At 29.3% G+C, this 16,173-nt stretch carries 13 protein-coding genes; 4 read left to right on the top strand and 9 right to left on the bottom strand.

What is annotated here, in order from left to right; translation table 11 throughout:
- The first annotated feature begins 3 nt into the window (after positions 1-3).
- The 3 genes from GGR97_RS07925 to GGR97_RS07915 all read left to right on the top strand — a co-directional run bounded on the left by GGR97_RS07925 (position 4) and on the right by GGR97_RS07915 (position 7,536).
- Positions 4-555: a hypothetical protein gene (locus tag GGR97_RS07925; protein WP_167897993.1), complete on the top strand. Its 552-nt coding sequence runs from the start codon at positions 4-6 to the stop codon at positions 553-555.
- A 224-nt stretch (positions 556-779) separates the two neighbouring features.
- Entirely contained in the window at positions 780-1,007 is a 228-nt protein-coding gene (locus GGR97_RS07920; RefSeq protein ID WP_167897992.1) for a hypothetical protein, read from the top strand.
- Between the two features lie 451 nt (positions 1,008-1,458).
- Positions 1,459-7,536, top strand: a complete 6,078-nt coding sequence (locus GGR97_RS07915) for an NACHT domain-containing protein (protein WP_167897991.1) — start codon at positions 1,459-1,461, stop codon at positions 7,534-7,536.
- Between the two features lie 125 nt (positions 7,537-7,661).
- Here GGR97_RS07915 and GGR97_RS07910 read toward each other — a convergent pair whose 3' ends face one another.
- From GGR97_RS07910 to GGR97_RS07870, 9 genes are all read right to left on the bottom strand, one after another.
- Positions 7,662-8,414 carry a relaxase/mobilization nuclease domain-containing protein gene (locus tag GGR97_RS07910; protein WP_167897990.1) on the bottom strand — a complete coding sequence of 251 codons (753 nt, stop codon included), beginning with the start codon at positions 8,412-8,414 and terminating at the stop codon, positions 7,662-7,664.
- Positions 8,404-9,018 carry a hypothetical protein gene (locus tag GGR97_RS07905; RefSeq protein ID WP_167897989.1) on the bottom strand — a complete coding sequence of 205 codons (615 nt, stop codon included), beginning with the start codon at positions 9,016-9,018 and terminating at the stop codon, positions 8,404-8,406. The genes GGR97_RS07910 and GGR97_RS07905 overlap by 11 nt, the downstream gene beginning before the upstream one ends.
- Before the next feature lie 9 nt (positions 9,019-9,027).
- The gene (locus GGR97_RS07900) at positions 9,028-9,369 is read right to left on the bottom strand and encodes a plasmid mobilization protein (RefSeq protein ID WP_167897988.1); all 342 of its coding nucleotides are present in this window, start codon (positions 9,367-9,369) and stop codon (positions 9,028-9,030) included.
- A 124-nt stretch (positions 9,370-9,493) separates the two neighbouring features.
- Positions 9,494-10,348, bottom strand: coding sequence for a toprim domain-containing protein (locus GGR97_RS07895; protein WP_167897987.1), 855 nt, complete (start codon positions 10,346-10,348; stop codon positions 9,494-9,496).
- 88 nt (positions 10,349-10,436) lie between these two features.
- Positions 10,437-11,597 (bottom strand): VapE domain-containing protein, encoded by a 1,161-nt coding sequence (locus GGR97_RS07890; RefSeq protein ID WP_167897986.1) that lies wholly within the window; start codon positions 11,595-11,597, stop codon positions 10,437-10,439.
- A 108-nt stretch (positions 11,598-11,705) separates the two neighbouring features.
- Positions 11,706-11,996, bottom strand: a complete 291-nt coding sequence (locus GGR97_RS07885) for a DUF3853 family protein (RefSeq protein WP_209272342.1) — start codon at positions 11,994-11,996, stop codon at positions 11,706-11,708.
- Positions 11,997-12,246: 250 nt separating this feature from the next.
- On the bottom strand, positions 12,247-13,236 hold the full coding sequence (locus GGR97_RS07880; RefSeq protein WP_167897985.1) for a hypothetical protein: 990 nt from the start codon (positions 13,234-13,236) through the stop codon (positions 12,247-12,249).
- A gap of 26 nt (positions 13,237-13,262) precedes the next feature.
- Entirely contained in the window at positions 13,263-14,519 is a 1,257-nt protein-coding gene (locus GGR97_RS07875) for a site-specific integrase (protein WP_167897984.1), read from the bottom strand.
- Positions 14,520-14,794: 275 nt separating this feature from the next.
- Positions 14,795-15,430, bottom strand: a complete 636-nt coding sequence (locus GGR97_RS07870) for a low molecular weight phosphatase family protein (protein WP_167897983.1) — start codon at positions 15,428-15,430, stop codon at positions 14,795-14,797.
- A 77-nt stretch (positions 15,431-15,507) separates the two neighbouring features.
- Here GGR97_RS07870 and GGR97_RS07865 point away from each other — a divergent pair, with 77 nt between their 5' ends.
- Positions 15,508-16,047: a Smr/MutS family protein gene (locus tag GGR97_RS07865; protein WP_167897982.1), complete on the top strand. Its 540-nt coding sequence runs from the start codon at positions 15,508-15,510 to the stop codon at positions 16,045-16,047.
- The last annotated feature ends 126 nt before the right edge of the window (positions 16,048-16,173 follow it).

The raw sequence follows: 16,173 nt of genomic DNA, 5'->3' as shown, positions 1-16,173 counted from the left end.
GCTATGAAAAAAATAATTTTAACTACAATATTAGCCTTTGCTTCAGTTTTGTGTTTTGCACAAGGAAAAACAATTGAAATAAACTCTATCAATGCTTTAACGTCAATTAAAAATGTTAACAATACTTTAGTTTTAAATGAAGAATATAAACTGACTATTGGAGACAGTATTTTGATTTATCTCCCTGCAAGTGAAGATTTTTTGTTTGTAAAGAAAAAGAAATCACTACTAAGTGCTAAGTTAGTAGGAAAAGTAGCAGGAGTCGTAGAATCTGGAGCTATGGTAGCTTTAGGAACAAGTACAACTAGTATAGAAGGATTAACAAAAACGCTTAAAGTGATTAATACTGCCCAAACAATACAATATGGAGCTGATGCATTAGAGAAAATTAACGATTTAGATATTTCTAAAAAAGCTAAAAAAATAGCAGGTAAAAAAGCAGAAGTATTAGGTTGGGATAGTACCAATAATATTATAGATGTTAAAGTTGGCAAGAAGAAATATGAAATACATTTACAAGAGGCTATTGTTACTAAAGAAATAAAATTAATTTGAAAATAGTATTCATATGAGATACTCACGGTAGGCATAAACAGGTAGAATTGCCTAAAGGAGATGTTCTTATTCATGCAGGTGATTTTACATCTAATGGAAATATTTTGAAGTAGCTGATTTCATATCCTGGTTAAAACCAAACAAACTATTTTTATAAACACAAGTGTTTTAAATGAAAAATATAGAAACGTTAATAATCTTGTAGTATTTAAATTATAGAAACCATGAGCAGATCGTATAGGAAAACAAAAATTCAAGGAAATACAGTTGCTAAATCAGAGAAAGAAGATAAACAAAAAGCCAATCGAAAATTCAGAAGAGTTGTGAAAGAAAAAGTAAATCAACTTGAAAATGAACTACCAGACCGTAGAGAAGTTTCTAATGTTTGGAATTTTGCAAAAGATGGAAAACGTTATATTTCTAGTATTAATGTAAAATATATGCGAAAATAAAACAAGCTCCTTTAAAAGATTGTCGATTTTATATCGATAATCTTTTAAAAGAAAACCAGGGATATCTAATGATTGTATGCTTACTTCAGAACCGATATGTTTGAAAATATAAATTATAATAATTCCTTTATCTCCATATATTTTTTTATACTTAATTGAATCAATATAAAGATTTATTTCGTTACCATTATATTCTAAAGGCTATTTTGGCCTTTTTTTAAAATTCAAATATGATTTTCCGTCACCGATTTCTTTAATTTTATCATATAAGTGACAATAAATAAGGTTAATAAAAATAAATAATATTATTGATTTCGTTCAAGTTTTCATTCTTGTAAAAGTGAGTCGTTAAGTTTTATTTTAGTCGTTTAGGTTATGTTTATAAGTAATATAGTTTAAAAAAAAATTGACTTATATTCACTTTTAAAATAATAAGAGTTAATAAAAAAGGATGTTTGAAGAAATCAAAAAAGTATCAGCAAGCGGAGAAAGAGCAGCAATGGGTGGTTATTTGCCTCAATTTGATGAGTTCGCTTGGTTCGTTTATTTGAATCTGGTAAATAAAAAACTTGAATGGATACGGATAGCAGACCCAAAAGCTGAAAAACTAGATGACATACAATATTCTACTTATTCAGAAATTCATGCATACCAAGTAAAATGGACTATCGCGGAAGCCAACATATCATTTGCTAATTTTTCTGACTTAATCCCACTTATAGCTGCTAGTTGGATAAAGTTAAAGACAGACAACCCTAGCAAAAAAATAATCCCTCACTTAATCACTAACAAATCATTTTCCTCTCATGACAGCTTGAAAGATGGTGATATGAAAATTGGATCATTTGCCGACTTTCTTTCCGATGTTTGGACAAAAATCAAATCTAATCAATCGATTGATGATAAATGGAAGCCTGTTCTTAAGGAACTTAAAATAAGTTCAAAACTCAAAGATTCTGAATTTGAGGAATTTATTACCTGTTTTGATTTTCACCCTGATTATAAACAAAAACAGTTTAGTGTTGGAAATATTAAATATTCCAAGGAAGACAAAGACCTTCAACAGATCAGTAGATTTATAGTTGAAAAGGTTGCCAGCCCAGAAAGAGTAGTTGAGTTTACTCGACAAGAAATTATTAAAGAATTAGGTTGGTCTGATAGATTTAAAACAATTTTTAATCACGAGTTAATAGTCGATAGACAAAGATACCAACCGATTCAATCAACGATTAACTTGTTAAATTCAAAGTTAGAAGAGCATAAAAATGGATACTTGTTTTTACTAGGAGGCCCAGGTTCTGGAAAATCAACTTTATTGAATCAGTGGTCGAAAGGTCTAAAAACACGAATAATAAGATACTACGCCTTTGATTTCGTTAATCCATCTTCACATTTAAACTTTTATGAAAGAGGAAATGCTACGCATCTTTTTTTCGATTTAGTTTTTCAATTAAAGGAAGCTGGAATATATAAAAGAGACATACTTCCGTATAAAGACTTACTTTTTCTAAAGGATGTATTCAATGAGCAGTTAAGAGCAATTGGAAAGGACTTCATTACAAACGGCCAACCAACCATAATATTGATTGATGGCCTAGATCATGTTCCTAGAGAATATAAATCAACGACAAATAGTTTCCTACGAGAACTTCCTTTACCATCTTCTCTCCCTGATGGAGTCTTCATTGTTTTAGGTAGTCAATCTTACGAACTTGAAGATATTCAACAGGAAATTAAAACTGAATTTCAGAATGGAAACAGAACTGTTCAAATTGATTCACTTAAAAAGGAGGAAGTATACAAGTATATTGATAATCTTGATTCTTCAATTCAACTTAATGGTTCTCAAAAGTTGCAAATATTTGAGAAATCACAAGGACACCCGTTATACCTATCTTACTTAATTGAAAAAATCAATAACGAAGATTCTATTAACGATACAATCGAATCTTTTGAAGTTATTGATGGTAGTATTGATAATTATTATAAAAAAATATGGGAGCCTATTCAGAAAGAAGATAGCCAAATTCAATTTTTAGGTTTAATTGCGAGAATTAATGGCTCAATCAATATTCCGTTCATACAGGAATGGGGTTTCCCACATAGTGTCTTAAAGTCCTTTCGTGAAAAGGCTAGGTTTCTGTTTAATGAAACCGAAAGAACTTTGTCCTTCTTTCATAATTCATTTAAGCAATTCCTTCTTCATCATACCTCTTTGAATTATTTAACAGGAGAGTTTGATCCAACAAGTAACATCGATTACCATAATCAACTCGCTGGTTATTATGTGAAGTCAGAGATTGAAAAATCATGGAAGCAGAATCATCATCTATTTCAAGCTCAGCAATATGATCGGTTTATTTCAGAAGTTACACCAGATAGTTTTACTGAACAGCTACTTAACTTCAGACCAGCAGAAGAAATAAAGCAAGATGCAAAATTAGGTATAGAAATAGCTAGACAAAATAAGGATATCAATACTCTTGTAAGATATCTGTTCTCATTAGCAGAAATCGAAAGAAGATTATTCAATATTGATCCTGCATTCTTTACAGAAGAACTTTTATTCTTAAATAAATACGACTTAGCAAGAGATTACTTAAGGAGTGGTAACACCCTACATTGTAGTGAATCTTATGCATTCAAAGCGTGTCGTTTGTTTATCGAATTTGGGCACAAATCAGAAGGAGCAACTTTATACAATTTAGCTTATCCAGAAATCATTACAGATTCGGGGATACACATTGATGATTCTCACAGATACGAAGAAATAAGGGACTCTTTGGAAGAATGGGTTTATACATCTCCTTATTTTGAAACGACTCAGAATATTTTCTCAATAATTGAGAAAATCCAATTTTCAGGTAACATACAAGAAAACAGGTTCGAAGAAAAAGAACCTGATTTACTATTAAGGTTACTCTCTAATCTTGGTTATAGTTTAGTGGATCAAAATAAGTGGGATGATTTAAATAAAGTTATAGAAAAAATAGATTCCACATCATCAGGAGGAAGAAATTCTCTTTTCCAGCTTATAAAGTACGCAATAGAGCAATGTCTTGATTCAAAAGATAGTAGTCGAGCGAATGAATATTTGTCATTATTAACCATTCATTTCACTAAAAAGAAGACAAAATCCATTGGCAAAATATTCATTGCTGATTTAGTTTATAAAGTTACTGGAGACCTAAGTGAAACATATAGTTGGATTAAAGACGTTGCACAACCATCAAGCGTAGGCAAAGACCAACTAGGCTATGATGATTCATTAGAAGCTTTTCTTCCATTAATCAAACTCAACAAGCTACTTAACTTATGCGGTAAAGGAATGTCTATTATTTCTGCAATTCCATCTGTTGAGAAAGGCACTGATGAAGAAGTTATAGTAGAATTTGAAAGAATGCTATGTCTTACAACTCAAATTCTAGTTGAAGGGATTTTGCAAAAACCAATATCTGGTGATATTACTAAGAGAGTATTTCCAATTGTCATATTTTACTATAAAGAAATATCTCACCGAAACAACTATTGGTACAAACTGAAACAGTATAAAGGTCAATATTTTCATTTTGTAATTTTTGCTGTATCAAAACTCGATGCTAAAAGTTTAGACAGCTTAGGAGATTATTTGTTTAATGAATTTCTAGAGAACTCAAAATATTGGAGTACAAGCATCCAACGAAAAATTATTAAATCATTACTAAATAATGGTTTTGACTCTGAAAAAGCAATAACACGCTTAAGACACATGGAAGAATCCATGTTGAAGGATCATGATATTGATGGTCGTATAACCGAGTGCTTGGCTCATTCAAAGGTATTTTTCATTTTAGGTAAGCTAGACGAAGGTGAAAAATGGATTAAACAAGCTATTCAAGAATCTATTGGAGTAGGTTATAGAAAAGATTATCAGTTTAGTACATGGATTGAATGGTTAAGGAAAATAAATCATAAAGACCCATCAAAAGCTTCTGAAAGAATAAAGTGGTTCTTATCTCATTTAAACTATATTAAAGAAACCACGGAGGGAGGGGCTTATTGGAATGCTTCTGAAGAATTATTAGAAGTCACATATGAACATAATCTGAATGATGGTCTTGAACAGACCATCTGGCAATTAGAAAATGATCTGATTGATTTTAAAGATACTATTACACTTTTTATCAAACATTTCGTCATACGAACAAAAAGTGAGAAAGAGTTCAAAAGTATTGTTCATCTATATTGTGATCTATATCTGCTTCTTGCTGAATCTGCCGATTCTTCCTTGCTCAAATCTATCCTAGAAAAAGGGTATGAAGTTTTAAAAGAAGATTTTTTAGTAGAGCATGTTCAATCCATTATTTCCGCAATAGAAATTAAAGCTTACGAAGAAACAAGATATTACTTATTATCTGAAATTGATGACTTCTATACATCAAAAGGACTAAAAGCAGAAGACTATTATTCACGGTTTAACATACCTGAAAAAAACGAAAGAGATAGTTCATCAACCTATTCTAACACATTGATTTTAAAGAAAGGATATGAAAGGATTGATGAAGGTGAAGTGCTAGAACGAGTTACTAATTTTGATGATTTCAAGAAAATCATTCAAGAAGAAGATCATGCAAATTCATTTTTTAATTGGTCAGAAATTATAGAAAAAATAACTCCATTATTGTCTTCAAGTCAAATTGAAGAAGTCGCTAAACTAGCTAGAATTGGAAGGAAAGAATCAGATTTCTATGCTAAACTAAGTGAAGCCGCCCTAGGGTTAGAAAATACTGAACTCGCAACTAGTTTAGCCAATAAAAGTATTGAGCTATCCAGCGAATCGGGCTGGGTCAAATATTATGATGGAGGAACAAGAGTCAATGCGTTTAGTGCACTAAAGCGCATCAATCCCACAATCTCATCTAATAAAGCATTTGAAGTATTCGCTCATGATATAGTAAGCGGTAATTACCCAAGTTCATACATTGAACATCTTGAAGATATCGTTCCACTCCTCACAGAAAATTATGTTGAAGAAGAACTTTGGCCTGAAATATATGGTTATCTACAAAGATTGATGTCGAATAGTAAACCAGTTGAGGATTTACCTGTTCTTATATCATTGAATCCACCAATCATGGAAACGTTAGTCGATTATTTGGTGTATCTATCCGAAAGCCCGGTGTCGTTAATAAAGGAACAATCCTTACTGTTATTGGCAAAATATATCAATCAAGATGATGATTATGCTTTAACCCACTTACACAATGGACGTTTAGATGATTATTCATGTATGGACGTGATAATGAAATTATCTGCTTTCAACTCTCCAAAAATTCATTCGCTTAAATCAACAATCAACAATTTAGCTTTATCAAATGACTATCAATTAAGAAAGAATGCAATACGCACACTTTCCTCAATAGGAGAAGAAATACCGACTCCTAAAAGCATCAAATTACCTAAAGTATATTCTTTACATATTCCAGAACCAAATAAACCTGACTTTAACAAAGAGATTAATTATAATCTTCCAGAGATTGATATTAATGATCCCCGAGATCTGATAAGACCTTTTGAGTTTTTAATCAAAATTTTATCAGAAGAGTCTGGAATTGATGAATCTAACCTTATTTATAGAGCCTACTCGATCATGAAAGAAATTGGTCGAGAAGAGGAATGGACAGTTGAATATGAAAAGAAGCTAAGAAATCATTTGGAAGAGATTTACCTAAAATATTCTTACCCTAGACCAAGAGTGATAACTTCTCGCAGAGCTATAATGCATATCACTAATGAATTAATAGATTCAGGAACAATTGATGATAAGAGAATTCAGAACGTTTTAATGTCACATGATTATGCCGTTCAGTTTTTTAATGAAATAGCCAAACCCGAATTCATTCAGACGATTAAAGAAAGAGAATTTGGAGGAGTTGGCAATGATTGGTTAGATCGAATAGGTGAATCAGAAAGATTAAACGAATCACTATTGGACTATGATAATAACTTTAAAATCATAGCAGAATACAGTCAAATCGTAAATTTAGATTGGGGTTCTCCTACTGAAGAATACATGTATCAGATTACGGTTAATGAGGGGGGGAATGAAGATGATGATTACATTTTTGGCTCTATTTTTCACCAATTAAGCAACGACTATCATGATTTGAAAGGTGGTGGATATTTTATTGTTGTAGTCAGGGATCATAGATTCGATCAATTTGATTTAAAATCTAAATGGATTGCTATTAACCCTGTTTTGGCAAGATATCTAGGATGGGAGCCTGAACCAACCAAGCAATTTGCATGGAAAAACTCTGAAGGTGAATTAATGGCAGAATCTATTTATTGGTCAAACGGAAATACTAGCATGACACCACGTAAGGATGGAGAGGTTGGAGAAGGATGGTTTGTTACGATTTCTGAATATGGATTAAAACAGATTAAATCGATCGAGAAGAACTTGTTTCTTCAAAAGAAATTAATGCGATCAAAATATGAAGATTCTATTTTAATGGATAATCAAGTATTTAATGTAATAGAATTGTAGAGTGTTAGTTTATTCAAATTCTATTTTTTTAATATAATAAAAAATAACCCATCAAACAGTTGTCGATTTGATATCGATAATTGTTTGATGGGAAACTTGGAGTAACGACTGATCAAGATACAAACTTATCTTTTGAGATTGGGGTTACCTCTCGTATTCATATGTTTTTCTTGCTGTTCGTAAGACAATAGTTTTTCAATCCCTTTTAGAGAATATTTTCTATCAATATCAGACCCCTTAAAATAGACTCCTTTTTCATCTGTAAATCCAATTCCTCTTCCTTTTTTTGTTTTAATTCCCATGTTTTTTAAATGAAATTCAAAATCCTCAAAAGAGTCAGATTGTTTAATAGCAGATGCTATTTTTTCTTCCAATGGAAGAATTCTTTTATCTCCTTTAACAAAGACCTCTTGATTTTTAACTGTCTCTAAAACACGCTTTACTTGTCTTAATTTATATGTTTTTTCAATTTCTCTACAAAAATCCATATTCTTATAATGGGTGTAACTGTCATTGACAGCTTTATTATTAGGTTTGATTCGTGATCCTATAATATGAATATGCTCTTTATCTGAATTTTCTTCATGGATATATGTAGCATAAGGATTGTTTTGAAAGCCAATTTTGTTAGCATACTTGTTAGAAATATCTATCCAGTCTTGAGTGTTCAATTTTCCCTTATCTTCAGGTGCAATTCTGATTTTTATATGGAAGGTGTTTTTTAAACATCTATCATTAAGAGCGTTGTTCCTCTCCATTTGAGAACTAATTTGAGAACTATTACCAATACATTTGTTTGTGGCAATTAATTCACCTCCTCGCTCACAATAAGCAAGACAATTCTTTAAATAGGCAACTGATTCTAGCTTAGCTATCATTGTTTTCTAAGGATATTAATTCTTCTTGTAATTGTTGTTTTCTTATCTCTTTTTCATAATTACTTAAAAGAACATGATACTCTTTTATGAGTATAGTATCTTTCTTTTTAATTGTTTCAAGAGTTTTACGAGCATTAGGTATTTCAGTGTTTTTTAATTGCTTTAAATAAACATAATTATAGAAGATTTGATATTCTTCTTTTTCTTTTTTTAAACTGCTTCTCTCAGTGAGATATGAGGGGATGTACTTTATAGAAGTCCATATAATTACTAAACTAAATATTATAACAATAGAGACCCATGGTTTATAACGAAATTGACTTCCTAGTATACTATATTCCGAATAATTGTTTGTAACAGGAGGTGTTTTGTTTTTTTCTATGGAGTTAATAATTTGTTTTGAAGTGTTTATACTAAAGTTATTTACTTTGGATTGATTAATCACTGAACCCATTATTAGTTTTTTAAGATCATTACTCTCTTTTATAATAATATTACTTAATTCAGTATCGATTTCTACATCTACTTTATTGGATATATGATCTAATTTATCTACTACTTTTTGCATTAGATTAAAAACTGCTTTACTTGTGTTTTCGTCCATAATAGAGATTTATAATTTAGAATTGATTTCTATAATATGATTATTAATGTCTTTAATTTCATCTAGAACTACTTGCTGATCTGCTATTAAAAACTGAGCATTTGAATTTAATTTTTTTGCTATCTGATTTAAATTATTTCCAATTCTAATTAGAGAAGTTTGATATTTTCTAGTATCTAAATCATGAGCAGTTTTTGTAAATATTGGCTTGCCTAACTTTTCTAAAATTGCATTTCTGATAAAAAATGAAGGCTTGATTTGTAATATTTCGCATTGATTTTTTACAAACTCTTTATCTTCTAAATTGAGATAGAAAACCACTTTTACTTTATTGTTTTTATTTGAATTCATCTTTATTTTTTTCTTATGAACAATTTTTGTTTGTGAATAAGCCAGGCGGTTTTAGTTTCTTTTAGGGCACGAAGTAGGCACTAAAAAGGAACTAAAGCCACGACTGGCAATGCAACAGACTACTTTAATTTTTATTCATTAAATAATCATTTAAATCATTGAAGTTTTTATAATGAATTCTGTTGTCTATAATTTTACCATTTACATTTTTTATTAAAAAATCGGTAGCCTCATTTCCTGCTTTATCGTTATCAAGGAACAATCTTATTTCTGTGTAATCATTTAATAAGTTAATCGCTTTTTTCACCAAAGAAGTAGAATTAAGTATGATGAAATTTTCTTTTGGAATTTCTTTTTTCAAACTGAAATAGCTTAACAGGTCTGATCCACTTTCAAATATTGAAACTACATTAGAATTATTATTTATAGTGGTAATTTCTTTTTTACCTAAACAAATTTTTCTGAAATTTTCACTGAAAATATTTATAACCTCAAATCCACCAACATTGTTCATAAATCCAATTCCATATAATTCTTTTCTATTGGAAAAAGAGTAATGTACCTGATAATAAAACTTTTTCGCAAAAATCAAATTGATTTTTCTTTTGCTTAAATAATCCAATAATTTATGATTTGTTAATTCGGTTACTTTTTTAATAGAGTAGGTTGGTGTTGGTTCAACCTTAATTTGTTTTGTTTGCTGGTGAATAGGAAAAGAACCTTCGGATAAAATGACTAAAGCTTCTTTAATTGAACAATCATTGTATTTCATTACAAAGTCAATGATTGTTCCTCCAATTCCTTCTCCAAAGTCATACCAGACGTTTTTAGTAATATCAATTTTAAAAGAAGGTGTTTTTTCGTTATTCCTAAAAGGAGAATAATACCAAACGTCTTTTTTAGTTTTTTTTCCAACCCTAAACCCTTGTTTGAATATATAAGTGTTTATATCTATCGTTTTTGCTATTTTACAATTCATTTTTTTTATTTTTTTGTGATTTTAATCTTACCCATCTTACCTTTTTTATGAAATAGGTAAGATGAGTAAGATAATTTGATGAAAACTTTTATTTTAATCTTAACTGAATTAAGTATCCTTTTACTCCTGTGGTTCTGCTGTTAACTCTCTTAAAATTTAACTTTCTTAAAATTTTACCAATCGTTATGTGACTTACGGATGAATACTCTTTCTTAATTATCATTGTAATTGTTGTGGTTGTCATAAAATCATCTCTATTATCTGATTTTTCAAAAAGTTGATTTATTAACTCTTCTTCCATAGTTGTGTGCTTATAGTTTTCATTCCTTTTTTCATTTTCTTTTATGTCATTTACGGTTAAATCACAATTAAAACTTTTGTCCTTGTAAGCTAGATGAAAAGCTTGCTCCCAAACTTTATTAATATCGATGTCTTTTGAGTAATTAAAATCAATTTGCCCTATGAGTTCTATGCAAACCCATCTAACGCTACCTGTTTCATCTCTTAAAAAATTCATGAGGTTAGTTGAGCCTATAAAGGAGCAATTTCGGGTCTGATGTGAATTGTTTTTTGCGTACGGTAGCCTAATGTTTATGTGTGTTTTTGAAAACATCGATTTATAAGCGTTTATGTATTTTATCGAAAGTTTATCTATTTCATCTAGATTGATTAAGAGGTTTTTACACAGTTGGATTAATCCATCTTTATCATCACTGATGTTCTCTGCGATATGTTTTTTTAATTCAGGTGGACAAAAAAACCTACATAGACTGCTCTTTCCTGAGTTTTGTTTTTCTTGAAGAAACACAAGACATTGCTTGTTGTAGAAGTTTTCTTCCAACGCAGTTTTTATGCTTCTTCCAAGCCATTTTTTTAAGTGATATTCAAAAAACACATTATCATCAGTTGGAATATATGAGGTTAGATTTTTAATATGATCTACTCCATCCCATTTATTAAGACTATTAAAGTATTGCTTTAATGGGTTAATTTGTTTTATATAATTAGAACCTAAATATGTTTCTAATTCAAATTTTTTAAATTTAATTTTCTTTTTGGTTAGTTCAATCATTAAAGATTTTTCATTGAGAACTTCCCATTCTTTAGAGCCTTTGTACCTAATTAGTAATTCGTGTGTTATTATATTGAGTACAATTTCATATCTACCGTTCACATATTTATGAATTGTATCATACACTGTAGTGTTCTTTATTAATTTATTATTTATGTATAGTTCTTCATTATCCATTTTTGTAAATAGAGTTTTAAACCGTATATTCGTCTTACATAATACGGTAGTTATTATTGTCTTTTTGAAAATATTATAAAGCAGTGAATTCGTACCTCGTTGCTTTTTTTATTTAGACTCCTTCATAAGTTCTAATGCTAGTTCAGCATCAACAATAATTTTACGTCCATTTTGGATAATGGCTTTATCAATTATTCCAGATTTTTTTAATCTGTTTGCTGAGGATTTACTACAGCCGAATAGATTAGCAATACCTAGTATACCGTATACAAGTTTTTCTCTTTTTTCAGGCTGAATCTTTTTTAAAGGTACTTCGTGGTTTAACTTGTTTTGAAGGAATATAAACTCTTCTCCTGTCATTTGGAAGAGTGGTTTTTCTTTTAATGTTTCTAAATTCATAATATCTAATTTGTTGTATTAAACTTAACCGTATACATCGGTTGTTGTATTCGAATACTGTAAAATTAGAATGAAATTTTGGTGGAAAATGGTGGGAGATTATTTAATTCGTAGTTTAAATAATTGATAATGAGTGAATTGTTTTGTTGGTGAAAATGTTTTTGGTGGAGATTTATTTATAATGTCAAATAGAGGTTCATAAACTTTAATTGGTGATTAAAACTTATTTCAAAATGTCTTCAACTATCTTTTAAATCATTTGAATGGCTTTTGATAATCTATATACAAAATGATTTTCTTTTACTTCTTTTGTAATATTCTTTTCATAGAACTCTTTTTCATAAGTCTTCTTTTTGTCATAAATATGTCTTTTCTTTTCGAAATAGTCTAATGAAGTATTGATCCATTTTTCTTCTTGAAGTTTATCTTTAATAGTATTTGCTAAAGAATCAATTAAAAAATATAGTTTAGTATCTGACATTTTATTCTTTTCTACCTTTAGTCCAGATAATTCAAAATTGTTAAAAAAATCTTTTGCAAAAGCAGCTGTAAGTGTAGGTCTAAAGTATTCGTTTATAATTTCTAATAAATCATTATTGAAATTCAAATTAAGTAATTCGATGTTTTCTAAATAATCTTCCTCTATAATTTCTTTTATAATTTCTAGTTTTAGTAAAACATTATAAAATTTGAAGCTTAAGTGATTATTATATTTTTCAATAAGTTGTTTTCGGTATTCATACCATTCTATATAAACATCTTTTAATTCTTTTTTTTCTTTCTCCAAGGTCTCTATATTTTTCCAAATAGCGATAGATTTAGGATGCTCCCAAGATAGCTTCCAACATGTGCTTTCATAATTTCCTTTTAATTCAGTTATAGACTTGTTAACTGGTAACATTTTATTGTATGCACGTTGTTCTTCTAGTAATATCGGTTTTAATAAAATATCTAATAAAAATGAAGTATTTATTGAATTCAAGCTTATTTGATTCTCGCTATAAAATTTTGAATAATCTTTAATTGTTGATGAAATCAACCTTAATTCCTGTCTTAAGTTTTCTTTTCCGTTAATATCTCTATATTCTCTAATGGATCTTCTAAATTCATCAATAGAAAACGTATCACAAAATTTTTGGTAACTCTCTAAATCAGTTATTCTAATAGTATTAATTTGCAGAACTTTTAAATTATCTTTTATAGCAAGAATGCAATCAGTAATTGTTTTAAAATACATCATAAATTTTTACATTTTTGTCGTTTCTTTTAAAAAGTTAAAATTGAATCTAAAGCATCATCTGCACTTTTATGAATAAAATTCCCTTGATAGCCAATTGTAGTGCTAAGATGTGTATGACGATATAGTTTTTGAAGCATTTGAGGTGAAATTTTATCACCTGCAATATTTCCAAAAGAATGACGAGCAATATGATTTGTGATTTTTTTGTCAATTTCAGCCATAATTCCAAGTTTTTTTAAATTTGCATTTAATTTTTTGGTTTGGGTTTTTGTAGCAGTATATATTTTCTTTGAAAGTTTCTTTGAATCCTTTTTTAAAACTTTCTTTAATTCTTTTTTAGATACGTACTTAAGGTGTGGGAAAATATAATCGGAGTTAGAAACTTTATCTTGTTCATAGCGTGATAAAATTTCAATTATTTGAGTAGGAGTTTTAAGAGATACGATTTTATTATTTTTTCCCATCTTATAATATATCCTGTCATCTACAATATCTTTCCATTCCATTTCTAAAACATCCCCAATTCTAATACCTGCTAAATAAAATGAGAACAAAAAAACATCTCTTGTTTTTGAAATTTCAGGATATTGTGATAAATCTAATTCTTTAATTTTACGAATTTCCATTTCATCAAGTCCAATCTTTATGGTTTCTGGGTATTTTATTTTTATTTTACCCTTGCCAAAAGGGTAGAACTTTTGGTCGACTAAGTTTTTTCTTATTGCATTGTTGTATAGTAATCGTATTAAGACGTAAATATTCATTATGGATCTTTCAGAAATAGTACCAGTACCTGCAAGGTAAATTTTCAGTTTTTTTAAGAAATTTTCATCAATTTCTTCAAAGGATAAATTTTCATTCTTTGCAAATTCTTTAATTCTATTAATTTTACTTTGATCGGAAATTGCTCTATTGTGTTTTTCTAGTTTAGTTAGGTCTTCTATATGTTCTTTTGCTAATTCAAAAAAAGTCTGTTTTTCCTTATGGTTTTTGATAGCATCCATTACTTGAATAGCTGTGTAGCTTTTGTTTTTGGACTCCATTTCTAAAATATAGTCCTCTATTTCTCCGTACTTTTTCCTAATTAATCGGTTAAGTTGTTTATGTTTTGGGTGTTTTGTGTTTAATTTTTCAGCATGAGCATCCCAATGTTCAGGGTTAATGTTTTGTAGTAATTGAAGGTAAGAACGTTTTCGTTTAACAGTAAGACGAAGAGTTAATCTGAAAATAGTATTTCCTTTGTTATCTTTTTTCGGATGTAAAACAGTTTTTAAAGTACTCATGGCTTGAATTTTTTTTCAAAGATAAGTAATTCAGGTAACACATAGGTAACACTTTTTTTGACATTCAGTGATTTTAAATGAATCTTTAAAACTCTGTAACTTATTAATTATATTAGTTTTAATAAGTTTTAATACTTTGATAATCTTTATGAAATTAAAAGACACTAGACTTAGGATCTAGTGCCGCGAGGTGTGAGAGTTCGAGTCTCTCCGCCTGTACAAAAAAAGCCTTCACAATTTGTGAAGGCTTTTTTATTTATACTTAGTTTTTGTTTCTAGAGCAGCTGCTCTTTTACTTTCTTAAAAATTAGACCTATTTCTCCAGCAATTAATTTAGATGTGTTTAGGTAGATTTCTTTGTTATAGTCCTCATCATCACTCTTTTTAGGGTCTAGATAAGGCAAATGAAAACGAGACAAAGCCTCTATAATAACAGGACAGTTTTTATTAGCACTTTCGCAAGTGGTAATGGCTATAAAAGGAGTTTTGTTTATAGGGTTTTCTATTAGTTTAGAAAATCCTACAATGTCTTTTGTACTTCCGTTATAGTTAATTATGTATTTAGGATTTTTGTGATTAAACTCTTCTAACATAAACTTAAATCCACAAGTTTCCAAGGCTTTTATAGTATTGCCATGAAAAGCTGTTTCGGTAGTTCCGCTAGAAAAACTGTATCCATTTTTAATTTTATAATATTCCATTGCGTAATAAGCCCAAGTTTGTGCAAGTTGACTACGTCTAGAATTATGTGTGCAAATAAAGTTAATATTTACAGTTCCTTTTTTGTGAATGACTTCAGCAATTTTGTTTGCAATATTTTGTAGTAATTTTTCCCTTTGAATATCTAACTTTGTATTGCGAATTGCTTTTTCAAAAACTTCTTTCACGCTTGTTTTTTGTAATAGAGACATTTGCACGTATGTATTTGTTGTAATCATCAAATATACGGGTAAGAATATAATCATATGTTAATATATAATTAAGTAAAATGAAATTTAAAATAGGAGATAAGGTTTTAATTAAAGACTCCGTAGTTAGAGGGATTGTTGCTAAATTATTGAAAAACAAAGTATTTGTTTTGGATGATGATGGGTTTGAATTGCCTTACGATGAGAGTCAGTTAATTCTAGTTAACATTGAACAATCTAAGCTGTCTAGATATAGTGATATTAATAATAAGATGCTTAGGCAGAAAGAAAATTTAGTAGAAGGAGCTAAAAGAAGCGTAAAAAAATCTAAGCAAGAAAAGTATGGTGTGGTAATGGAGGTAGATTTACACATAGAAAAATTAGTAAAATCTAAATCTGGAATGTCTAATACTGATATTTTAAATAAGCAGTTAGATACGGCCAATCACAAAGTAAATTTTGCCATTAAAAATAGAATTCCAAAAATTGTTTTTATCCACGGTGTTGGAGAGGGGGTTTTAAAAGAAGAGCTCTATAGGCTGTTTAATAGGTATTCTTTACGTTTTGAAGAAGCATCGTATCAACGATATGGTTTAGGGGCTACAGAGGTCAGCTTTTAAACAAAAAAAAGCCTAATCTACAGATTAGGCTTTTTATTTTTACAAAGAATTAATAAAGGTTGATTATATTGTTGTTTAATACAAATTATAATCGACTTGCATACGAGACGATTTGAGGCTAGATAA

It is taken from the genome of Wenyingzhuangia aestuarii, assembly GCF_011927765.1.
GTDB classification, from domain to species: domain Bacteria; phylum Bacteroidota; class Bacteroidia; order Flavobacteriales; family Flavobacteriaceae; genus Wenyingzhuangia; species Wenyingzhuangia aestuarii.
Note: the sequence above shows the minus strand (reverse complement) of the source record. Positions and strands in the feature narration are given on the sequence as shown.